Annotated in this window: 19 protein-coding genes; 8 read left to right on the top strand and 11 right to left on the bottom strand. The window is 61.6% G+C overall.

Going from position 1 to position 20,312, the window contains the following annotated elements:
• Nucleotides 1–24 precede the first annotated feature (24 nt).
• Nucleotides 25–633, bottom strand: a complete 609-nt coding sequence (locus tag ACSQ3Q_RS01545) for a LysE/ArgO family amino acid transporter (RefSeq protein WP_436132683.1) — start codon at nucleotides 631–633, stop codon at nucleotides 25–27.
• A 91-nt stretch (nucleotides 634–724) separates the two neighbouring features.
• Here ACSQ3Q_RS01545 and ACSQ3Q_RS01540 point away from each other — a divergent pair, with 91 nt between their 5' ends.
• On the top strand, nucleotides 725–1,621 hold the full coding sequence (locus ACSQ3Q_RS01540) for a LysR family transcriptional regulator ArgP (RefSeq protein WP_436132682.1): 897 nt from the start codon (nucleotides 725–727) through the stop codon (nucleotides 1,619–1,621).
• Nucleotides 1,622–1,703: 82 nt separating this feature from the next.
• Here the strand turns inward: ACSQ3Q_RS01540 and ACSQ3Q_RS01535 are convergent, their stop codons facing one another.
• On the bottom strand, nucleotides 1,704–2,507 hold the full coding sequence (locus ACSQ3Q_RS01535) for a siderophore-interacting protein (RefSeq protein WP_436132681.1): 804 nt from the start codon (nucleotides 2,505–2,507) through the stop codon (nucleotides 1,704–1,706).
• A 70-nt stretch (nucleotides 2,508–2,577) separates the two neighbouring features.
• Here ACSQ3Q_RS01535 and ACSQ3Q_RS01530 point away from each other — a divergent pair, with 70 nt between their 5' ends.
• The gene (locus tag ACSQ3Q_RS01530; protein WP_436132680.1) at nucleotides 2,578–3,069 is read left to right on the top strand and encodes a MarR family winged helix-turn-helix transcriptional regulator; all 492 of its coding nucleotides are present in this window, start codon (nucleotides 2,578–2,580) and stop codon (nucleotides 3,067–3,069) included.
• Between the two features lie 123 nt (nucleotides 3,070–3,192).
• Here the strand turns inward: ACSQ3Q_RS01530 and ACSQ3Q_RS01525 are convergent, their stop codons facing one another.
• Both ACSQ3Q_RS01525 and alr read right to left on the bottom strand, forming a co-directional pair.
• The gene (locus ACSQ3Q_RS01525) at nucleotides 3,193–4,089 is read right to left on the bottom strand and encodes a hypothetical protein (RefSeq protein WP_436132679.1); all 897 of its coding nucleotides are present in this window, start codon (nucleotides 4,087–4,089) and stop codon (nucleotides 3,193–3,195) included.
• Nucleotides 4,090–4,361: 272 nt separating this feature from the next.
• Entirely contained in the window at nucleotides 4,362–5,471 is a 1,110-nt protein-coding gene (gene alr, locus ACSQ3Q_RS01520; protein WP_436132678.1) for an alanine racemase, read from the bottom strand.
• 156 nt (nucleotides 5,472–5,627) lie between these two features.
• Between alr and lplT the strand changes: the two genes are divergently transcribed.
• The 6 genes from lplT to ACSQ3Q_RS01490 all read left to right on the top strand — a co-directional run bounded on the left by lplT (nucleotide 5,628) and on the right by ACSQ3Q_RS01490 (nucleotide 10,700).
• Nucleotides 5,628–6,932 carry a lysophospholipid transporter LplT gene (lplT, locus tag ACSQ3Q_RS01515; protein WP_436132677.1) on the top strand — a complete coding sequence of 435 codons (1,305 nt, stop codon included), beginning with the start codon at nucleotides 5,628–5,630 and terminating at the stop codon, nucleotides 6,930–6,932.
• A 289-nt stretch (nucleotides 6,933–7,221) separates the two neighbouring features.
• Nucleotides 7,222–8,142, top strand: coding sequence for a DMT family transporter (locus tag ACSQ3Q_RS01510; RefSeq protein ID WP_436132676.1), 921 nt, complete (start codon nucleotides 7,222–7,224; stop codon nucleotides 8,140–8,142).
• Nucleotides 8,143–8,238: 96 nt separating this feature from the next.
• A complete protein-coding gene (locus ACSQ3Q_RS01505) occupies nucleotides 8,239–8,730 on the top strand; it encodes a glutathione peroxidase (protein ID WP_436132675.1) in 492 nt (163 codons plus the stop codon).
• Between the two features lie 204 nt (nucleotides 8,731–8,934).
• A complete protein-coding gene (locus ACSQ3Q_RS01500) occupies nucleotides 8,935–9,513 on the top strand; it encodes a hypothetical protein (RefSeq protein WP_436132674.1) in 579 nt (192 codons plus the stop codon).
• Nucleotides 9,498–9,995 carry a hypothetical protein gene (locus tag ACSQ3Q_RS01495; RefSeq protein ID WP_436132673.1) on the top strand — a complete coding sequence of 166 codons (498 nt, stop codon included), beginning with the start codon at nucleotides 9,498–9,500 and terminating at the stop codon, nucleotides 9,993–9,995. The genes ACSQ3Q_RS01500 and ACSQ3Q_RS01495 overlap by 16 nt, the downstream gene beginning before the upstream one ends.
• 237 nt (nucleotides 9,996–10,232) lie before the next feature.
• Nucleotides 10,233–10,700 carry an OmpA family protein gene (locus ACSQ3Q_RS01490; RefSeq protein ID WP_436132672.1) on the top strand — a complete coding sequence of 156 codons (468 nt, stop codon included), beginning with the start codon at nucleotides 10,233–10,235 and terminating at the stop codon, nucleotides 10,698–10,700.
• A gap of 504 nt (nucleotides 10,701–11,204) precedes the next feature.
• Here ACSQ3Q_RS01490 and ACSQ3Q_RS01485 read toward each other — a convergent pair.
• The 7 genes from ACSQ3Q_RS01485 to ACSQ3Q_RS01455 form a co-directional block, all read right to left on the bottom strand.
• Nucleotides 11,205–11,651 (bottom strand): hypothetical protein, encoded by a 447-nt coding sequence (locus tag ACSQ3Q_RS01485; protein ID WP_436132671.1) that lies wholly within the window; start codon nucleotides 11,649–11,651, stop codon nucleotides 11,205–11,207.
• Between the two features lie 187 nt (nucleotides 11,652–11,838).
• Complete coding sequence (locus ACSQ3Q_RS01480; RefSeq protein WP_436132670.1) at nucleotides 11,839–12,300, bottom strand: hypothetical protein; 462 nt, start codon at nucleotides 12,298–12,300, stop codon at nucleotides 11,839–11,841.
• Nucleotides 12,301–12,307: 7 nt separating this feature from the next.
• Complete coding sequence (locus ACSQ3Q_RS01475) at nucleotides 12,308–13,285, bottom strand: RHS repeat-associated core domain-containing protein (RefSeq protein WP_436132669.1); 978 nt, start codon at nucleotides 13,283–13,285, stop codon at nucleotides 12,308–12,310.
• 314 nt (nucleotides 13,286–13,599) lie between these two features.
• Nucleotides 13,600–13,929: a hypothetical protein gene (locus ACSQ3Q_RS01470; protein WP_436132668.1), complete on the bottom strand. Its 330-nt coding sequence runs from the start codon at nucleotides 13,927–13,929 to the stop codon at nucleotides 13,600–13,602.
• Nucleotides 13,930–13,932: 3 nt separating this feature from the next.
• Nucleotides 13,933–15,066: an RHS repeat-associated core domain-containing protein gene (locus ACSQ3Q_RS01465; RefSeq protein WP_436132667.1), complete on the bottom strand. Its 1,134-nt coding sequence runs from the start codon at nucleotides 15,064–15,066 to the stop codon at nucleotides 13,933–13,935.
• Nucleotides 15,067–15,252: 186 nt separating this feature from the next.
• Entirely contained in the window at nucleotides 15,253–15,477 is a 225-nt protein-coding gene (locus tag ACSQ3Q_RS01460) for a hypothetical protein (protein WP_436132666.1), read from the bottom strand.
• Between the two features lie 58 nt (nucleotides 15,478–15,535).
• Complete coding sequence (locus ACSQ3Q_RS01455) at nucleotides 15,536–20,272, bottom strand: RHS repeat-associated core domain-containing protein (RefSeq protein WP_436132665.1); 4,737 nt, start codon at nucleotides 20,270–20,272, stop codon at nucleotides 15,536–15,538.
• Between the last annotated feature and the right edge of the window lie 40 nt (nucleotides 20,273–20,312).

Genomic DNA, 20,312 nt, shown 5'->3' with positions numbered 1-20,312 from the left:
AGCTTAGGCGTGCCTGCAGCAGCATCAACCCCACGCCATGACCCCGGCCAGCGCCAGCATGGTGGCGGCCGTCGTCCCATCCAGCACCCGCCACGCGCCGGGGGAGGCAAACACCGGGGCCAGCCAGCGCGAGCCGAACCCCAAGGTGATGAACCACAGCGCGCTGGCGAGCGAGCCGCCCGCGGCAAACGTGGCGCGGCCCCACAGGGGGTAGGGGCTGGCCATGGTGCCCAGCAGGACCACCGTGTCGAGGTACACATGCGGGTTCAGCCAGGTTAGCGCCAACACGGTGAGCAGTGTGGTGCGCAGGCTGGCACCCGCGCCGTTGGCAGACACCAGCAGGTGGCTGGGCTTGCACGCCCGCGCAGCGGCTTGAAGCGCATAGGCCACCAGAAATACGGCCCCGGCCCAGCGCATGAACTGCGCCCATTCAGGCCGCGCGGCGAGCACGCCGCCCATGCCCCAGATGCCGGCCTGCAGCAGCACTGCGTCAGACAAAGAGCAGACCAGCACCACGGGCAGCACATGCTCGCGCCGCAGCCCCTGGCGCAGCACAAAGGCGTTTTGCGCGCCGATGGCCATGATCAAAAGGGCGGTGGAAGTGAATCCGTGGACGAAGGCCGTGGTGCTCATGGGGCGGATTGTGGTCATGCCATCGTGTTCACGCGAGCTATACTTTTTAACGATCCGTCAGAATGGCTAACCTAAAATTTTGTGCAGCACCATGGCTCTCGACTCCGCCCAGCTCAGCGCGTTTGCCGCCGTCATCGACGAAGGCAGTTTCGAGCGCGCCGCAGCGGTGCTGCATGTCACACGCTCGGCCGTGTCGCAGCGGGTCAAATTGCTGGAGGAGCGCGTGGGCCAGGTGCTGGTGCGCCGCGCCACGCCGTGTGTGCCCACCGAGGCCGGCCAGGCCCTGTACCGGCACGCCCGTGAAGTCGCGCTGAGCGAGGCCGACGCGCTGAACGCCATCGGCGGCGGGCAACAGCACAGCTCCACCCGCCTGGCGATCGGCGTCAACGCCGACTCATTAGCCACCTGGTTCCCGGCCGCGATGGCGCTGGCGCATGCGGCCGACGGCCCGGGGCTAACCTTTGACATCCATGTTGAAGACCAGGACCACTCGGCCAACCTGCTGCGCGAAGGCCGCGTGATGGCCGCCGTGACGGCCGACCCGCAGCCCGTGCAGGGCTGCCAGGTGCTGCCGCTGGGCACGTTGCGCTACCGCGCGCTGGCCAGCTCCGCGTTCATGCAGCGCTACTTTGCCAGCGGAGTGAATGCGGCCTCGCTGGCGCAAGCGCCCATGCTGGTGTTCAACCGCAAGGACGCGCTGCAAGAGCGCTTTGTGCGGCGCATTACGCGGCGCGCCCTCACGCCACCCGTGCACTGGCTGCCCGAGGCACACGCGTTTGTGATGGCCACACGCGCGGGCCTGGGCTGGGGCATGACGCCCGACCCGATGGTGCGCGCCGACCTGGCGTCCGCGACCTTGGTGGAGCTGATTCCGGACAAGCCGGTGGATGTGGCGCTGTACTGGCAGTACTGGCGCTTGAACGTGCAGGCGCTGCACCGCATGACCGAGGCCGTGCAGTACGCGGCGGCGCAAACGCTCATGGCTTGATCACCGGGCGGCTTGATCTTCGCGGGCCCCTGCTCCCGCGCTGCCCACCGGGGCCCCGCACGCTCACGTCAAACCCACGACCTCACGCGCTGGCCAGATCCTCATGGTGGTCCGCCACACCGCGTTTCCAGTACGCCGCGATGCGCATGCGCTTGGCATCGACCCCGGGCTTGGCGAGAACCACCTTGCGCACCGCGGCCATGTCAGCGTGTTCACCTGCGGCCCAGATGTAGCCGGCGCCGGGCGGCAGCGCCAGGGCTTCCACCGCGGCGGGCAACGAATCCACCCACGCTACATCGAGCTGTGCAGCACTGGCCAGCGCCCGCCGGTCGGCCGGGTTGCGCACCTGGAGGCGTATGGTGGCCGCGGTGTGGGCAGGCAGTTCGGCGAGGCGGCGGGCGATGGCCGGCAGCGCCGACTCATCGCCGATGAGCCAATGCCAATCAAAACCGGTCGGGATGACCAGGCTGCCGCGCGGCCCGGCAATGCCGACCCACTGGCCGACAAAGGCGCTGGCCGCCCAGTCGGTGGCGGGGCCGGCTTCGTGTATCGCGACTTCGATGTCGAGCTCGCCAGCGGCGGCGTCGTGCCGCGCGGGGGTGTAGTCGCGCAGCACGGGGCGCGGATCGGGGAACACCGGGCGGCCGTCCTGTAACGACGGCAGCGAGGGGCGCTCCTGGCCCGGCTGCGGCAGGATGAGCTTGAGGTGGTCGTCGAAACCAGCGCTCACAAAGCCGGCCAGCTCGGGCCCGGCCAGCGTCAGCCGCACAAAGCCGGGGCTGAGATCGGTGCGCCGCACCACCTGGAGGTGGCGGGCTTGCAAGGGATGGCGGACCCGTTCGACAACGAGGTGCGCGGAGGCGGCGGTAGGCAGAGGTGCGTTCATGACTTAAAATGTTGACTTGATCAACCAAATCATCCTTTGATTGGTTGATTTTGTCAACCACATAACCACAATGAACTCCCGCGCAGCCCCCCATGCGGCCTCCGATGTCTTTGACGCCATGCACGATCTGCTGCATGTCTACAAGGCGCACATGGTGCGCACCATGGCCACGGTGCATCCTGAACTCACGCTCAACGAAGTGCGGGCGCTGATGTTTGTGGGGCGCCACCCCGGCACCACGCAGAAAGAGCTGGTGGCCCACAGCGGCGCTGACAAGGCCCAGGTGGCGCGCATGGTGGCCATGCTGCAGGACAAGGGCTGGCTGGAGAGCGCGCCCAACGCCGAGGACAAGCGCAGCCGCTGCCTGAGCCTGAGCGCCCGGGGCCTGGACCTGCACCAGGCCTTGCGCGAGGCGCGGCGTGGCGTGGCGGCCGGCCTGCTCCAGGGGTGCGACCGGGCCACGCAGACGCAGCTGCTGGCATTGCTGGCCCAGGTGCGCAGCAGCGTCGATGCGCTGGATGCGTGCCCCTGCGCGGGAAGCGAGGCGGGCACCCGGCGCTGACGCGGCGGCGGGAGTCGCTCCCTGTGCGCGTTTTGCAGCCAAATTTTGAGTAAAAATGGGGCCTAGCGCTTGACTGTATTGGGTCAATTGCTACCAAAACAGTAGCAAAACCCATTTGTCAACTCAGCGCCCTTGGATGAGCCGCAGCGCCTCGGGCAGCGAACGCACGTCGGGCAGGAAGTGGTCCAGGGTCCAGCCCAGCAACACCGCGCACAGCAGCGCGCCCAGCAGCGGCTTCCAGGTCAGCCGCACGGCGGCGCCGAGCCAGCCTTCGCGCTCCACCCCCACGGCGGCGCGGGCCGTGGCGACCGAGAAGGCCAGCTCCACCGCCACGGTCAGTAGGACATCCCAGCCAAAGAACAACATGGCCAGCGAGCCCGCGCCAAAGATGAGCGCGGCCCCTATCAGGAAGATGGCCACCACCGGGACCACCACCACGGCCCCTTCGTCCGCGCTGCCAATCGCATCGGCCGCACCGCTAGCCAGGTCACCGAGCGCGCTGGCTTCGCTGCCGCCACTGCTGCCCCCGCTGGCGTTGGACAGCCCCGAGGTCCAGCCGCCGCCGTAGTCCCCCGACGCGCCCCCGCCGCCAAAATTGCCGCCCCCTGTGCGCGGCAGCGGCACGTTGCCACCACCGGACGATGAGCCGCCGTTGGGCCAGGAGATATCCGGCACCTCGATGCCGTCCCCACCGCCGTCGGACGGGCGATCACGCTGCACCAGCCGCGCGGCCCAGGCCCGCAGCACCAGCAGGTACCCGAGGTAGCCCACCGTCAGGGTCACGGTGTAGCGCAGCGCCAGCGAGTCCACGCCCAGCAGCATTTGCACGTGCGAGGTGCACCACATCAGCAGCAGCGTGAAGCTCCCTATCAGCAGCCCGTGCCAGCGCAGGCTGTAGCGCTGCTGCAGGGTGCGCGCCACGGCGCCGTGCTGCGGCATGCGCACGGAGCGCCAGCTGGAGGTCTTGGCTTTGGTTTTGGTCTGTGCCTTGCTGCTGCGGTCGCCGGGGGAAGTGGCCATACAAGAAAGAACGCTTTGCAATGGTGGTGGTGACGGTGTGCGCCGCCTGGCGTTCAGGCAGCGGGGGCCATTTCACACCAGTTTGCCGCTGCTTTGCTAACGGGCTTCAGGCCACGCGCGCCCCGCAGCGTGAAGTTGTCGACGAATCCGCGCGGTGAGTGGTCGGTGTTGGGCCGTGTCGCGCCGCGTCCCCTGGAGTCGCTCATACCGGCGCGGACCCCATTGATCGCAGCGCGCTGAGCTGCCGGTTGATGCCGCCTAGCCGCTATCCGCTAGCCGTCTACCGTCACCGGCACGCGCTGCGCCAATGCGGACATCAGCTCCCAGCTCACCGTACCGCCGGCGCTGGCCACTTCGTCGATGGGCAGCACCGTGCCGTTGGCCGCCCGGCCCCAGAGCGTGACCTCCGCGCCGAACCCGGGCTCCAGGCCCGCCTGCAGCAGGGGCGTGAGGTCCACCGTCACCATGTCCATGCTCACGCGCCCCACCAGCCGCGTGCGCACACCGTTGACCAGCACCGGCGTGCCCGTGTCGCAATGGCGCGGGTAGCCGTCGGCATACCCGCAGGCCGCCACGCCGATGGTGAGCGGCGCGTCGGCGACAAACCGCGAGCCGTAGCCGACGGTGTCGCCCGCCTTCAGGTGCTGCACACCGATGAGGCGAGTCGAGAGCGTCATCGAAGGCTGCACCGCCCAGTGGTTGATGTCGTTGAGCGGAAAGTCCGGCGCGCTGCCATACAGCACGATGCCGGCGCGCACCCAGTCGCCGCGCACCCGCGCGTCGGTGCCGTGGCGCAGCGTGGCGGCGCTGTTGCACAGGGTGCGCTCGCCGGGCAGGTCTTCGGCGGCGGTGTTGAACACCTCCACCTGGTGTGCGATGCCGCGGGGCCCGTCGGCATCGCTGAAGTGCGTCATGAACGAGATCTCATCGACCTGCGGCAGCGCGTTCAGCCGCGCCCACGCGGTGCGGTAGCGCTCGGGTGCAAAGCCCAGGCGGTTCATGCCCGAGTTCATCTTGAGGAACACGCGGTGCGGCACCTGCGTCTTGTGCGCCGCCAGCATGTCGATCTGCTCGTCGCAGTGCACTGCGTGCCACAGGCCCAGGCGCGAACACAGCTCCAGGTCGCGCGGCTCGAACACGCCTTCCAGCAGCAGGATGGGTCCGCGCCAGCCCAACTGCCGCACGCGCTCGGCCTCGGCCAGGTCGAGCAGCGCAAAACCATCGGCGCCGCGCAGGCCTTCGTACACCCGCTCGATGCCGTGGCCGTAGGCGTTGGCCTTGACCACCGCCCAGACCTTGGCATCGGGGACCGCCTGGCGCACGCGCGAAAGGTTGTGGTGCAGGGCAGCGGTGTGGATGGTGGCGGTAATGGGACGGGGCATGAAAAGGACCTGATTGGGCGAGGGATTTACCAGGGAATACGCGCTGGATTCTGGCACTGCGGCCGTTTATCCGCGTGATATAACCGCCTGTCACTTGCCAGCGTTCCCCACATTTAACAGGGCATCAGTCCAACTGATGCAGCCACCAGCCATTCGATGAAGCGCGGTTTCTACACCATCATGTCGGCGCAGTTTTTCAGCTCGCTGGCCGACAACGCACTTTTCGTGGCCGCCGTCGAACTCCTGCGTGCAGGGGGCGCCCCTGAATGGCAGCGCGCCGCGCTGGTGCCCATGTTCGCGTTGTTCTATGTGGTGCTGGCGCCCTTCGTGGGCGCTTTTGCCGACGCCCTGCCCAAGGGCAAGGTGATGTTCGTGAGCAATGCGATCAAGGTCGTGGGCTGCCTGATGATGCTGTTCGGCTCGCACCCGCTCATCGCCTACGCCGTGGTCGGCCTCGGCGCCGCGGCCTACTCGCCCGCCAAGTACGGCATCCTCACCGAGCTGCTGCCCGCGTCGCAGCTGGTCAAGGCCAACGGCTGGATCGAGGGGCTCACCATTGCGTCGATCATCCTCGGGGTGCTGCTGGGCGGCCAGCTGGTGGGCCAGCATCTGTCGCGCATGCTGCTGGGCATCGACGTCCCGATGTTCGACACAGGCGTGGACACACCCGCCGAAGCGGCCATCGCCGCACTGATCGCGGTGTACATGCTGGCGGCCTGGTTCAACACCCGCATCCCGCACACCGGGGTGGAGATGCGGCCCCTGCGCAGCGACACGTCGCGCGGCATCTTGTCGAACGCGCTGAGCCTGCTGCCCGACTTCTGGGCCTGCAACGGCCGCCTCTGGCGCGACAAGCTCGGCCAGATTTCGCTGTCCACCACCACCTTGTTCTGGGGCGCCGGTGGCAACCTCAAGTTCATCGTGCTGGCCTGGGCCGCCGTGGCGCTGGGCTACAACACCACGCAGGCGTCGGCGTTGACCGGCGTGGTCGCCATCGGCACCGCCGTGGGGGCTGTGGTGGCGTCGATGCGCATGCGCCTCGACATGGCCACCAAGGTCATCCCGCTGGGCATCGCCATGGGCCTGCTCCTGATCCTGATGGTGTTCATCAGCAACATCTGGCTGGCGATTCCCTTCCTCATCCTGCTGGGTGGCCTGGGCGGCTACCTGGTGGTGCCCATGAATGCGCTGCTGCAGCATCGGGGCCACAACCTGATGGGCGCCGGCCGTTCGATCGCCGTGCAGAACTTCAACGAGCAGGCGTGCATTCTGGCGCTGGGCGCGTTCTACAGCCTGTCGCTCAAGCTCGGCCTGTCGGTGTTCGGCGCCATCACCACCTTCGGCCTGGTGGTGGCGGGGGTGATGTGGCTCATCCAGCGCTGGCACCAGAGCAACTGCATCAAGCACCGCGAAGAGGTGGACCACCTGCTGCACCTAGCGCGCCACGATCATCACCACTGACGTGGTGCGCTAAGGGGCCGGATGCCGCCGCGTGGTGGCCGACGCGGGCGCTGACTTCACGGCCGCACTGTGCATGCAGCATCGGGCGACCGCCCCGTCCGTATCACCCTCGCCGCCGCAACACACGTTGTCGCCGGGGCGCGGAGAGAGCGGGCTTTGGTCCCCAGGTTGTTCGCAACGCTCGCAAAGTTATGTCGTTGCAGCCGCGACACCACCCCACGGCATTCGCTACATAATTGATAGCTACTGGCGCTTATAGAGCAAGCGCTAGCACCCAATTTCTCTTCAAATGCATTCCCGCCTCCCCTTCGCCGCCCTGCTCTTCAACGCCTTCGTCTGGGGGCTGGCGTGGTGGCCGTTTCAGCACATGCACCAGGCGGGCCTGCACCCGCTGTGGGCGACCGCCTTCATGTATGCCGTGGTGCTGCTCGCGCTGCTGGCCTGGCGCCCGAGCATCTGGGCCCAGGTGCGCGCCCACCCCGAGCTTTGGCTGCTGGCACTGAGCTCGGGCCTCAACAACGTGGCCTTCAACTGGGCAGTCACCATCGGCGACGTGGTGCGCGTGATCCTGCTGTTCTATCTCATGCCCGCCTGGGCCGTGCTGCTCGCCTGGAAGGTGCTGGGCGAGCGTCCCACGCCCTCTGCGCTGCTGCGCCTGGCGCTGGCTTTTGCGGGAGTTGTGCTGGTCCTGCTGCCCGAAGGTGCACCCGCCGCGCGCCTGTTTCAGAACCTGTCGCTGGCCGACGGCCTGGCCTTGCTGGGCGGCTTCATGTTCGCACTCACCAACGTCACGCTGCGCCGCCTGCACGCCGTGCCGGGGCCCGCGCGCATGTTCTCGATGTTCGGCGGCTGCATGCTGATGGCGCTGGCCGTGGCGTGGGTGGGCCGGCAGGTGGGCGTGGTCGATCCGTTCCCGGCCGTGAACAGCACCTGGGTCATCACCGGCCTGCTGCTGGCCGGCGTGCTCATGCTGGGCAACTGGGCACTGCAGTTCGGCGCCGCGCGCCTGGCGGCCGGCACCACGGCGCTGGTGATGCTGTCCGAGGTGATGTTCGCCAGCGTCTCGTCGGCCTTGCTGGGCGCTGCCACGCTGAGCACGCGCACGGTGCTCGGCGGCGCACTCATCCTGCTGGCGTCCCTGCTCGCCGCGCTGCAGTTCCGCCGCCCGGGCGCCGCGGCGGCCTCGCCGACCGGCACCCACGGCTCCTGACTAACTGACGACTCATTGGCTGGCTTGCTCGCCGTACCGCGGGCGGTTGGGGCTACGATGGCGTCGTCCACCCCTTCGCCTTCAGGAGCCCGCCCCATGCCCGACACCATCTACGACTTTGAAGCCCAGCAGATGAACGGCCAGACCGTGCCGCTATCGCAGTACCAGGGCAAAGTGCTGCTCATCGTGAACACCGCCAGCGCCTGCGGCTTCACGCCCCAGTTCGGCGGCCTGGAAGAGCTGCACAAGCAGTACGCGGACAAAGGCCTCGTGGTGCTGGGCTTTCCCTGCAACCAGTTCGGCAGCCAGGACCCCGGCAGCAACGAAGAGATTGCCAGCTTCTGCCAGCTCAACTACGGCGTGAGCTTTCCGATGATGGCCAAGATCGACGTGAACGGCGCCAGCGCCTCGCCCCTGTACCGCTGGCTCAGCGCCGAAGCGCCGGGCCTGCTGGGCAGCAAGGCCATCAAGTGGAACTTCACCAAGTTTCTCGTCGCCAAGGATGGCAAGGTCATCCGCCGCTACGGGCCCCAAGATGCGCCGAAGAAGCTGGCGGGGGATATTGAGAAGGCGTTGGCTCAAGGCTAACTGGGCTGCAGGTCAGACGTGAAGTTCTAGGGTCCACCTGATGGGTGCTGCAACTGAATGTTGGCATTTGTGACAGCTGCATCAAACAGTTGCCGCAGCACCTCCTGACGTCAAACAGCAGAAATCTCCAGCGACACTCGGCGGCGTTCCAGAGTGACTCAGATCACTCAGCGACCGCTTATTTCGTTGTTTGGGAGGCTCCCCTTGACGTCCATCACAACCTGGCGCGTTGGCGCGCTCACGGTACTGGCTGCGTGCGCTTGCGCGGCGCACGCGCGCGACTTCGTCACTCTGGCACCCGATGTTTGCCTGCCGGTAGAACGCGGGATCGCTTTGCCCGCAGAGATGGAACCGTACCGCCCGTCGGTCCGGGTCTGCCCCCTGATGGCAGGCGCATCTACGGGAGCAACCCCGGCGAAGGTTCGCTTGCTCAGCGTATTCACCGAAGACCACTATCAGGCCCTGCCCGCCGACGCGCCGTGGCAGGACTTCCCGCGACCCATCCTGGTAGACGAGTCCGGCCGATGTCTTGCCCGCATTGCGCACCTCTTCCCCGTCGATCCGCCGGAGCAACTCGTCATCACTGCCGGGCACTGGCAGCGCGGCATACCGCGCGAGTTGCGCTTTGAAGTGCGATCCCCCGCCGTCGGCGGCAACTTCAAACCACCCAGCCTGCACTGGAATGAACGATCGCGGAGCTATGTGAGCAGCTCACCGGCTTCATCGCCATCCGCCAAGAACCACCAAACCCCTCAGGACAAGACCTCGTGCCCATCGACGTAGAAACCGCGCAGTCGGTCAGCAAACTCAAGCAAGCCTGCGACGCTGCTTATTCGCTTCATCCCAACTCATGCAGCCATGCGGTATGGCACGTCATCAAACAGTATTTGCCCGACCAACCGTGGATGAACGCCAACGCGCTGATCGAGCACATGCGCGGCCAAGCGCACTGGAAAGTGGTACCCGCCGGGCAGGTGGGGCGACTGGCCCGTGAAGGCGCGCTGGTCGTCGGCGGAAAGACAGAAGCCTCCAACGGCCACGTGATCGTGGTCTACCCAGGCCCTGACACGCCGGCGGGCGGGTACAGCTACACCGCCGATGGCAAGCCCGCAAAGCTGCGCATACGCGGCAGTTATGCCCCTGCGATGTCAACCTCCCTCGGGCCCTGGCCCGGCGCCAAAAGCAAGGGCGACAAAACCATCTGGGACCCCTGGGCCAGCGACGCCAAATTTGCGCAGGTCGTCTTTTGGCAGTGGGTTCCGTGAGTCGCTAAGCCGGTGGCTGCGTCGAGCGCGGTGGCGGCACCGCCTCCCTGAGGGACCACCCGCCTGACTCGCAGAACGCGTTGCAGCCGCCACCAGCTACGGCCTCGCGTGATGTGCTGCAGAGCGTCGTGAGTCATATCCCCTTTCACGGCCGCGCCCCCGCGTAACGCTCTGCACAAGTCAGCAACTCATCGCCGCGATTTCATCCATCCCTTCACTTTCTTCGAGGTCTTATCCATGCACTACACCAGCGTTGTCCCTTTGACCCTGCTCGCCGCGGCACTGTGCCTAGGCGGTTGCGCCGATACGCCCACCGCTTCTACAGAGCCTGCAGCGGCGACTGCAAGCGCCCCCGCCGAGACGCCCCCGCCACCGCTCGAATCCGCGCCAGCCGCCGCGCCGGAAGAACCCCGCCTCCCTGCGGACGGAGTGGTTGCAGTGTTCAAGCCCGCGCAGGTAAAGCTGTCTCAGGAAACTGTGGCGATCTTGACGCGCCTGGCCGCCACCCGCGAACCCAACGAGCGTCTGGAAATCACCGGGTACTGCCAGAAGAAGGATGCCCCAGTGGATGCACGCGAGATCGCTTTGATGCGGGCGATGGCCGTGCGCAACGAGTTGGTCAAGCAAGGGGTGCCCGCGAAGTCGATTCGTGTGAAGTTCAATACGACGCAGGCGCTGCATGCGGTGAAGATCACGGCGAAGTAAAACGTAAGCGCGCCGCGGGCCGGCGTGCTGCAGCCGCGTGGTGCTCGTAGCCGATGCCTCCACGGGTCAATGCGCAGCTGGGGCGGTGGCATTCAGCGGGTGCAATGCTCGGTGTCCAATTCCGGTTGGCGATTGGCGATTGGCGATTGGCGATTGGCGATTGGCGATTGGCGAATCATGGGTGCCTGGCTGCCAAGGATTTCGCGACAGCGCCCTCCACAACCGCTGGCAGATCAAGGCGGGTGTTTACCAAGCACGGCGTCACATTGGGGCGGCTCTGAGAGGCGCCGGGCCCCGCCTGAAAAGCATCAATCCCTTTGGATTCGCACCCGGGCAGATTGACCGACGCTCAGCACACCTTGCCTTGTTGCGAAGGATGGTGCGCGTCAGCACGCGGCGGCACAGTGCCCACCACATCGCGTTGGTGTGGCACGGTGCGGCCGGCCACGCGGGCAAGCCGTCAGACCTCTTGCTTCAGTTCGCCAGCCCAGCACCATCGCCCCTCTAATTGAAAACAACGGCGACCACGACCGCCGCCAGGATCAAGACACCGGCGGCAATCCACCCGGACTTCTGGTCCAACCCACCAATCTCACGCAGCGCAGCGTCACGCTCCGGTCCAGCCAGCCCTTGCGCGTCAATGCGGCGGATGCAATGGGCCATCCATCGCAGATAGGTGTTCTTGTGGGTGAACGACACGAGGATCGCCACCCCCAGCGCCCTGGCAGCGCCGCTCTCGCCCGGAAACGCGAGGTTCAGGACCAACAACGCCAACAACAACATGGCGGCCAGCGGGTACATCCGCCTCAACACAGCCCAGCTCACGCCCATGAGGGGAATGCCTGTCCAGCACGGGCTGAAGTGAGCAAACACGCCCTTCTTTTCGGTACTGGTGACCCGGTCCCATAGCGCCTGATATTTGTCAGCATTTTGGCCAATGGCCGTTTCCATGTCCTGCCAGCTGATTCCGTTCCAGTCCGCCTTGGCATTGAGCGTGGCTTTAAATTGTTCTGCGAAGTATTCGGAAAAATTCAGGTTAGATTTACTTGTAAAAAATACTCCCAGCCAATTATAAAAATCGAGATCGAAGCATTGCAGAAATGCCTACGTAATCCACTGGGCAGAATACTTCGATTAATCACAAATCGGATTTGAGGCTTTTCAATAAATTTCTAATGATATTTAACTTCATGTCAAGAGCGCCAAGCACCTCTCTATCCCTACATATTTGCTGTATTCTTCGGAGAAACAAATTGCAGGCCGCAACCAAAGATTGACAAAATCTCACAAAGTCAAATTCCTGAGCAAACAAGATGCTTGAACGCTCCCGCAAATCAACGAAAAAAGAATTTTCGCCAACCCTCTGAATCTGAAACGAGAAGTCCCCATCCATAAATCTAAAAACTGAAGTTTCCTTGTGTTTTATTAAATTTATAACACCATCAAGCCACCATTCAAGAATAATCTCAACAAAATCATCCCAACCGCATTCAGGAAAATACCGATCAACGTCATATTGCAAATATATATGAGCAAATACGCTATCAGAAATTTTACTTTCTGATAATCTTATAGAATCCGGATCCAGGATAACTATCATATTTGTCTCAGCTCTTTGGATAAGCGGTCTCAATTATCTTGGTTTTTGTGTTAACCCACATCTCAATTGTCTTACCCCCAGATTTACCCTGTACGAGCGCCCGCTCACCTTGGGTTTGAATTCTTTTGCCGTTGCCATATGCCTCTTTAATTGATCGTTCAATTTTTTTAGGGGTCATATTTTCTGGGAAAAGATCCTTTTTCCCACTTTGCTGAGCAGTTTTGCCGCTTGCTGTATGGCGATCAAGAACGTGGGCCATATCAACTTTCGTTTTTCTAGCACTTGGAAGGCTTACAGGTTTAGGGCGGTTTACCTGTTGCCCGCAATCTCTAGCCCACCCCCATGGATCAATCCATGCTATGGGGTTCGGCGCGTATTGGTGCAGGTTCAGTCCACCCAACAGCCCAATCGGGTCCGGCGTGGTAAACGCCCCTAAGTCCGCATCGTAGTACCGGAACGTGTTGTAGTGCAGCCCCGTCTCTCTGTCCAGGTACTGCCCCTGCATCCGCAGGTTCTGATGGAGTGATGCAGTCTGGTTTGCTAGTTGTTGCTGGGGTCTACCAGCACTGTCAAAGCTCTGCCAATCCTCCCGAACCGTGCCTCCCCAGGTGGTGTACTGCGCTTGCCACACCAGATTGCCGCTGTTATCGCTCAGCTCTTCAGGTAACCCATTGGGCTGGGTGTGGAAGTAATACACCTGGGCGATATCTTCGCCATCTGTGCCCTCTCGAACATTCCGTGTGTTTGACCCGCCGGGCTCGTCGTTGGCGGCAGCAGCAACGTTGAACCGGTCCGCCCACTGTGGGTTGGTCGTGGGCACGCTGCCTTGCTTGCCCTGTTCCGCATCCCCTCCGAGTGCATGCGCCGCAGCCGGGTGGGGTTCTATGGCGCCTGTACCGTCGATACGCGCCAGCGGCACGTAGCTGCCTGGCTCGTAGATGTAGGTACTGGTCTGCTGGCCCCTGCTTTCCTGCAGCAGCCGCATCCCCTCCCACGTGAACGCTGGCCAAAGCAGTCCGTCTTGGCGATGCGCCTGCCCAGTGCGTCGTACTGGTAGCTGAAGACTTGGCTTTGCGGTTGGCCGTCTTTGCCCTCCCTCACTACCGCCACCTGGGTCAGCCTGTGCTGGTGGTCGTAGCAGTAGTGCTGCTCCGTGTGGCTGCCAATCTCTTTCTGATCAGCGGACGAAATTCGCTTTAGCTAGACGCTCTCGCAGGAAGTAGCCGTCAATCCTGCTTTTCATTAAATACCGAATACCCATTGATCTGTATATTTATACGAAATATTGACAATTAATTATTAATCTGAATTTGCGACGATTGATGAGATTTTCTTATCAAATTGACTTAGTGTTTCTTGCCATTGATCACTTTTTATTTTACGGAAAACAAATTCCTCCTCATGTCCATCGATCTTAAAAAAGAATAAATCAGCCAAACTCTCCGTTCGATTTCCAAAATCCTCAACCAACTGAAAAACAATTGTTAGATTCTTTTCGCCATTTACATAGCGAATAGGCCAAATTATTTGATCATCAAAAACTTTATACAAATCCTTATTATTTATAATGATGCTCCAGCCAGCATCTTCCAGTAAACACTTAATTTGCGACATTCTAGCGAGAGTCATGCCTCAGTTCCAGAAATTTTTAGGGGCAGTGACACCACTATTTCTTAGCCAATCATCGAGTTTTTGTTTTGTCAGTGGTGCGCCACCTTGTTTCGGCGTATCAATCGAAAGGATTTTCCCATTTTTATCCGTAATGGTTACGCTATATTTAGCGTCTCCAACCTTACGGACATGATATTTTGCATCAGGATATTTACCCCCCGTTAGGACGCGTCCTTCAGTAACGTTCCGTTTACCATGCTCCAAATACTGTTTAGGAGACATATCGGAATGGCGTCGCGCGTGATCCTTTAAACCCGAATCTCCGCTACTTTGCGTACGCCTGCTTTTCCACTCCGGCCCCGCGCCATTACAATTTTTGCTCTTCCACCCCCAGGGATCAATCCATATAAGGGGATTGGGCGCATATTGATGAAGGTTCAACCCACCCAGCAGCCCAATCGGGTCCGGCGTAGTAAACGCCCCCAAGTCCGCGTCGTAGTACCGGAACGTGTTGTAGTGCAGCCCCGTCTCTCTGTCCAGATACTGTCCCTGCATCCGCAGGTTCTGATGGAGTGATGCAGTCTGGTTTGCTAGTTGTTGCTGGGGTCTACCAGCACTGTCAAAGCTCTGCCAATCCTCCCGAACCGTACCTCCCCAGGTGGTGTACTGCGCTTGCCACACCAGATTGCCGCTGTTATCGCTCAGCTCTTCAGGTAACCCATTGGGCTGGGTGTGGAAGTAATACACCTGGGCGATATCTTCGCCATCTGTGCCCTCTCGAACATTCCGTGTGTTTGACCCGCCGGGCTCGTCGTTGGCAGCAGCAGCGACGTTGAACCGGTCCGCCCACTGTGGGTTGGTCGTGGGCACGCTGCCTTGCTTGCCCTGTTCCGCATCCCCTCCGAGTGCATGCGCCGCAGCCGGGTGGGGTTCTATGGCGCCTGTACCGTCGATACGCGCCAGCGGCACGTAGCTGCCTGGCTCGTAGATGTAGGTGCTGATCTGCTGGCCCCTGCTTTCCTGCAGCAGCCGCATCCCCTCCCACGTGAACACTGTCGTGCCAAAGCTGTCTGTTTTGGCAATGCGTCTGCCCAGGGCGTCGTACTGGTAACTGAAGACCTGGCTTTGCGGCTGGCCGTCTTTGCCTGCCCGCACCACAGCCGCCTCGGTCAGCCTGTGCTGGTGGTCGTAGCGGTAATGTTGCTGCGTATGGCTGCCAATGCGCTTTCTGATCAGTCGGCCAAAGCCGTCGTAGTCGTAGCGCTTGCTGAGGTTGCCTTCTTCCAGCGCGCTGATGCGGTTGCCTGCTAGGTCGTAGTGGAAGCTCTCCGCATAGCAACCTTAATCTCCATCGGCAGTTAAGACCTCCCCTTGAAAAATTACCTCATCTAAAAATTTGGAAAATCTCGACGCAACATCACTCTTGCTATTTTCCAGCGCTTTTTGAATTATTTTCAGATGATCGGGATAAATTTTGCATTTACCGTATGGATCAATAAAAACTCCTGTTTTTTTTTGAAGCTCCTCAAAGGCGTGTTCAAACAGGCGAATATCCGAATCTTTCATTTTGAAAGATTCTATGGTTTTTGTTTTTTTCGAAGTAAAATAAAAATCTAAAGGCATATCATTCAAATTTTGAAGGAAAAGAAGTTACTATTTTTCCAGTGTTGTCTTTTACAACCACATGACCAGTTTCTCCTCGCGTACCAATAACCCTTCCATAGTCTTTTTCGTATCGAGTCCGTCCATTTGCTTGTGGGATCGTACGATCGGGAGATCTCAGCGTTCTGTCTTCAAGTTTTTTATACTGGGCAGGATTTTTATATTTGCTTTTATCTTGCAGCTTTAGACGAGCTTCTTCTGGTATTTTACTTTTCCCCATTTTATTATGGCGTCGCACGTGACGGTTAGGGGTATGTTTAGTTCTACGGACGCCTTGCCCACAGTCCCGCGCCCATCCCCATGGATCAATCCAGCTAATTGGGTTCGGCGCATACTGGTGCAGATTCAACCCACCTTGCAACCCAATCGGATCCGGCGTCGTAAACGCCCCCAGATCCGCGTCGTAGTACCGGAACGTGTTGTAGTGCAGCCCCGTCTCTCTGTCCAGATACTGGCCTTGCATGCGCAGGTTTTGTTGTATCTGGTTTGTGTTGTACTGGCTGGCTGGACGCTGTTCGGGCCTTCCCTCCGCGTCGTAGCTCTGCCATATTTCCTGGACCGTGCTCCCCCAGGTGGTGTACTCGGCCGTCCATACTAGGTGGCCCTGGTTATCGCTCAACTCTTCCGTTAGCCCGTTGGGCTGGGTGTGAAAGTAAAAGACCTGGGCTACGGACGCTCTTGCTGTAGCCGAAGTTACCGCTCCCGTTGTCTCTAAATTTGTTGCGGGTGGCGAACGCCCTTGCCCATCATTTGCTGCCACGCTCGCTGCATTGAATTGGTCTGCCCACCCCGGGTTGGTCATGGGCACGCTGTCTCGCTTGCCTTGCTCGGAGTTTCCTCCCAATGCCTGGGCGGCTGCAGGGTGGGGTTTTATGGCCCCGCTCCCATCAATGCGCGCCAGCGGCACGTAGCTTCCTGCCTCGTAGATGTAGGTGCTGGTTTGTGTGCCCCTGCTTTCTTGCAGTAGCCGCATATCTTCCCAGGTGAAGACTGTCGTGCCAAAGCTGTCTGTCTTGGCAATGCGCCTTCCCAGGGCGTCGTACTGGTAGCTGAAGACCTGACTCTCCGGTTGGCCGTCTTTGCCCGCTCGGACCACTGCCACTTGCGTCAGTCTGTGCTGGTGGTCGTAGCGGTAGTGCCGCTCCGTGTGGCTGCCGATGCGCTTTCTGATCAGGCGGCCAAAGCCGTCGTAGTCGTAGCGCTTATCTTGCAGCACTTTGACTCGGTTGTTCTGCACCCAGCCTCTGCCTTGGGTGCTGAGATTGCTCTCTTCCAGCCCGCTGATGCGATTGCCCGCCAAGTCGTAGTGGAACCGTTCGTTGCGCTCGGGCTGGCTAGCTTGTGTGTGGGTGATTCGCCCCGCCTGGTCGTAGCGGTGGCTCGTCTGGCCCTGCTGGCTGTGCTCGGTGCTGGTGAGCTCGCCGTTCTTGTCATAGCCGTAGCGCTTGAGCAGGGTGTCTTCGGGGTTGAGGCGCTGTAAGCGTTGGCTCCAGTCTGCGCTGTGGGGGCTCCAACCGGCGCTGGCGTGCTGGTCGTTGCCGATGCCGTGGCCCACGCGCAGCATGGCGGGGCGTACCCAGGTTGCGGCTTTGCGGCCCACGGGGTCGTAGGCGAAGCGGCTGGCCAGGCGGCCTTGGGTGCGCAGCACTTCGCGGTGCAGGTCATCGCGCTCGATGTCGGCCAATACGGCGCCGTCCAGGTTGATCTGATGCAGGTGGCCGCTGCCGTAGTACAGGTGGTTGAGGGTGCGGCCGTCGGGCAACTGGGTGGCAATGCGGTTGCCCAGGGCGTCGTACTCGTAGTGAAGGGTGCTGCTGTGCAGTTGTCCCTGCACGCTGTGCTTCGCGGATTCTTGCAGCACCTGGCCCAGTTTGTCGTATTGCCAGGTGTGGTGGGACTGAACTTCGCACTGGGGACTGATCTGCTGGGCCTGTTGCAGGTCCCCTGCAGAGGTGTAGCGGTATTCCAGCCGCGTATGTAGCACTGTGGGCTGGGCTTCGGCCGTGCTGGTTCCAGAGCCCGGCGTACAGATATTCTTCTGGATGAGTTGGCCTGCCGCATCGCGCACCAGCTGTGTGTGGATGGGCTGCACGTCTGCATGCCCGGGTACCGCGTCGCCCATGCCCATGGGCATGGGGTGTTCGGTGACGCCGATGACCTGGCCTGCCGCGTCGTGGTGCAACTCCTGGCGGGTGCCGTCGATGCGGATCTCCATCACCAGACGGTCGGCTGCGTCGTAGGTAAATTGGTAGGCTTGCCGGTTTTCGTTGACGAGCGCGGCGAGGCGCCTTGCAGCGTCGTAGCCCAGCTGGATGTTGCTGCTGAGGCTGCCTACTGTTTTGCTGCGCCCGGTGAGTTGACCGCGCAGGTTGTAGCTGTAGCTGGTGCTGTGACCCAGCGCGTCGACGGCCAGCACGCATTGGCCTGCCCCGTCGTACCGGTAGCCGTGCTTGCTGCCGTCTGCCAAGGTGATTTGAAGCAAACGCCCATAGACGTCGTGTTCAAAGGCTGTTACTTGATCCACTGCGTCAATCTCTTGGCAGAGGTAGCCCCGCCTGTCGTAGACGTATCGAGTGGTTTTTCCACTGCAGTCTGTGTAGCTGGTTAGCAAGCCGCGTACGTCCCAGGCGAGCTGCTTGCGTCCACCATGGGCATCTGTTATGACAACTGGCAAACCATGCTCATCATTGGCGTATAGAGTGGTATTTCCCAGAGGATCGATTTCGGTCGTCAGGTTGCCATCGTTGTCGTAGTGATAACGCCAGCTGGCGCCAGCTGCATCGCTGGTGGCCAGAAGCAGGCTGGCGGGGGCCGGGCTCCACTGGGTGCTCTCTGTACGACCCAGCGCATCGGTTGTCTGGATCAGATTGCCAGCCTCGTCGTATGCGTAGGTGGTGGTCTGGCCCAATGGATCAGTGTGGCTAAGCAGTTGCCTTGTGTCACTCCACGTCTGCGTGTATCGATTACCCAGCGCGTCGGTATAGGCGGTGATTTCGTGATCGGCGTTCCACGCCCAGATGCGCGTGCGGATCTGGGCGCTGTCACCGGAACCCAGCTGCTCAGTCACCGTAGTGGTGCCCGCCGCCAAGTCATAGTGGAACTGGTAGTTTTCTCCGTCGTCTGTCCAGTGCTGCACAACGCGCGGATGGGGGCCCGATCTTTTGCCCAAGCTTTGAGAAAAAGCTTGCCAGCGGTAGTGGCACGTCAATCCCGTCGAGAGGCGATGCTGGGCCATGAGCCCTTCTGCATAGCTGAACAAGCGCTGAATCTGTCCGTCCCGCCCAACCACTTCGATCAGCTGACCTTGGCTGTCATAGCGATAACGCGCCAGTACCTCCGGAATCTCTGGCACCTCATGCGTTGCGGTATTGGCACCGGTCACCAAACGGATTTGTGCGACCCGGTTTCCTTCACCTTCGTAGTCAAAGGCGATCAAGCGACCCGTGTTGTCGGCCAGATGGGTCAGTCGACGGAGTCCGTCGTAGCGTAGCGCCTGAAAATTGCTATTGCGGTCTTCGATACGGAGCAGCGGAAGCACACGGTTCCCCAGCCCCAAAACGAAAGCGTCAGCGGGCTTGCCAAACCACTGGTGGCTGCCGTCCGGCAACACCACGACGTAGTCTCCGCCTTCGCTGCACAAGACGGCAATTCCTTCGACCACGCTGTAGTGGCTCTCCCCAGGCACAGGTACCGGGAACTCAATGTCACGGCCATCGTCACCGTAGTAGATAACGATGGGAGTGCCCCGCGCATCGACTCCAAGGTGCAACTCGGCTGTGTACGGACTGCTCCAGCCCTGACCCAGGTGGGTATGCGGCCGCACATCCAGGCTGTTATAGACCCTTTGGAAGACGACCGGCATGCCGCCCGGGAGCACGAAATCCAGATCCTCGTCGCCACCGAGCAGCTTCGCCCCGGTCGCAATGTGAACCGGGTTGGCCACGATGTCCGCGATAGCGTTGAGGGACATTCCGGCCTGCGCCACCTGAACGAGACATTTCGCGTTCCGTATCACTGCGCGAGGATCATTGAGCAGCTTGGTTAAACACTTCAGGCTTTTGAGCGTGCTATAGATCCCATAAGCAGTGATAGCGGCACGCAGCGCGGCGCTGCCCTCCGCGTCGTACTTTCGCACGGTGGCTGGTGGGCCTCCAATAAAGACATTCGGAGAGCCTTCGTGGATGTACGCCCCACACTCGACTTTGTCGTCCTTTCGGGCTGCCAGCGAATGGTTGATGAGGGTTTGCTCAGGGCGGTCTGCGGCTCCCTGAGCAATGAAGTTGGTCGGGCGACTTGTATGCTTGCTGCATATAACGCTGTCCAGCGGCATGGCATCGGTCGCCCGCGCCGCTTTCCTACCGTTGATCTTGACGTTCTCTGAACCCGTGATGATCTTGCCGGTGATCGTAGGCGGGAAGAGAAAATCAGCAGCCGCGGTGCCCAACGCTTCCCCAGCTTGCATGCCGTAATGCGTCCCGGCAAGAGTCGCTGCAGCAACAATCACCGGCGCGGCAGGCGCAGCAAACCCGCCTGTGATGAAGGTCAGCCCAGCAGCGACAGCACCGCCAAGGGCGCCGCCCACAAAACCGCCCAACATGCCACCGCCCACCACACCTGCCAATTGCAGAAGCATCCTTGCATTGGCACTCGTATGAGCAATGGGGTCGTCAATACGGGCTGCTGCGGGATAGGCGCTCATAGAGTGGGGGAATGCACTAGGCTGTTGAATCAAGGCAGAT

The organism is Acidovorax sp. LjRoot129, from assembly GCF_964253765.1.
Lineage (GTDB): Bacteria > Pseudomonadota > Gammaproteobacteria > Burkholderiales > Burkholderiaceae_C > Acidovorax.
Note: the sequence above shows the minus strand (reverse complement) of the source record. Positions and strands in the feature narration are given on the sequence as shown.

What these genes read in the sequence shown, in the direction of transcription:
- ACSQ3Q_RS01545 (WP_436132683.1), bottom strand. Translation starts at nt 633, where the DNA reads ATGAGCACCACGGCCTTCGTCCACGGATTCACTTCCACCGCCCTTTTG.
- ACSQ3Q_RS01540 (WP_436132682.1), top strand. Translation starts at nt 725, where the DNA reads ATGGCTCTCGACTCCGCCCAGCTCAGCGCGTTTGCCGCCGTCATCGAC.
- ACSQ3Q_RS01535 (WP_436132681.1), bottom strand. Translation starts at nt 2,507, where the DNA reads ATGAACGCACCTCTGCCTACCGCCGCCTCCGCGCACCTCGTTGTCGAA.
- ACSQ3Q_RS01530 (WP_436132680.1), top strand. Translation starts at nt 2,578, where the DNA reads ATGAACTCCCGCGCAGCCCCCCATGCGGCCTCCGATGTCTTTGACGCC.
- ACSQ3Q_RS01525 (WP_436132679.1), bottom strand. Translation starts at nt 4,089, where the DNA reads ATGGCCACTTCCCCCGGCGACCGCAGCAGCAAGGCACAGACCAAAACC.
- alr (WP_436132678.1), bottom strand. Translation starts at nt 5,471, where the DNA reads ATGCCCCGTCCCATTACCGCCACCATCCACACCGCTGCCCTGCACCAC.
- lplT (WP_436132677.1), top strand. Translation starts at nt 5,628, where the DNA reads ATGAAGCGCGGTTTCTACACCATCATGTCGGCGCAGTTTTTCAGCTCG.
- ACSQ3Q_RS01510 (WP_436132676.1), top strand. Translation starts at nt 7,222, where the DNA reads ATGCATTCCCGCCTCCCCTTCGCCGCCCTGCTCTTCAACGCCTTCGTC.
- ACSQ3Q_RS01505 (WP_436132675.1), top strand. Translation starts at nt 8,239, where the DNA reads ATGCCCGACACCATCTACGACTTTGAAGCCCAGCAGATGAACGGCCAG.
- ACSQ3Q_RS01490 (WP_436132672.1), top strand. Translation starts at nt 10,233, where the DNA reads ATGCACTACACCAGCGTTGTCCCTTTGACCCTGCTCGCCGCGGCACTG.
- ACSQ3Q_RS01485 (WP_436132671.1), bottom strand. Translation starts at nt 11,651, where the DNA reads ATGGAAACGGCCATTGGCCAAAATGCTGACAAATATCAGGCGCTATGG.
- ACSQ3Q_RS01480 (WP_436132670.1), bottom strand. Translation starts at nt 12,300, where the DNA reads ATGATAGTTATCCTGGATCCGGATTCTATAAGATTATCAGAAAGTAAA.
- ACSQ3Q_RS01475 (WP_436132669.1), bottom strand. Translation starts at nt 13,285, where the DNA reads ATGCGGCTGCTGCAGGAAAGCAGGGGCCAGCAGACCAGTACCTACATC.
- ACSQ3Q_RS01470 (WP_436132668.1), bottom strand. Translation starts at nt 13,929, where the DNA reads ATGACTCTCGCTAGAATGTCGCAAATTAAGTGTTTACTGGAAGATGCT.
- ACSQ3Q_RS01460 (WP_436132666.1), bottom strand. Translation starts at nt 15,477, where the DNA reads ATGAAAGATTCGGATATTCGCCTGTTTGAACACGCCTTTGAGGAGCTT.
- ACSQ3Q_RS01455 (WP_436132665.1), bottom strand. Translation starts at nt 20,272, where the DNA reads ATGAGCGCCTATCCCGCAGCAGCCCGTATTGACGACCCCATTGCTCAT.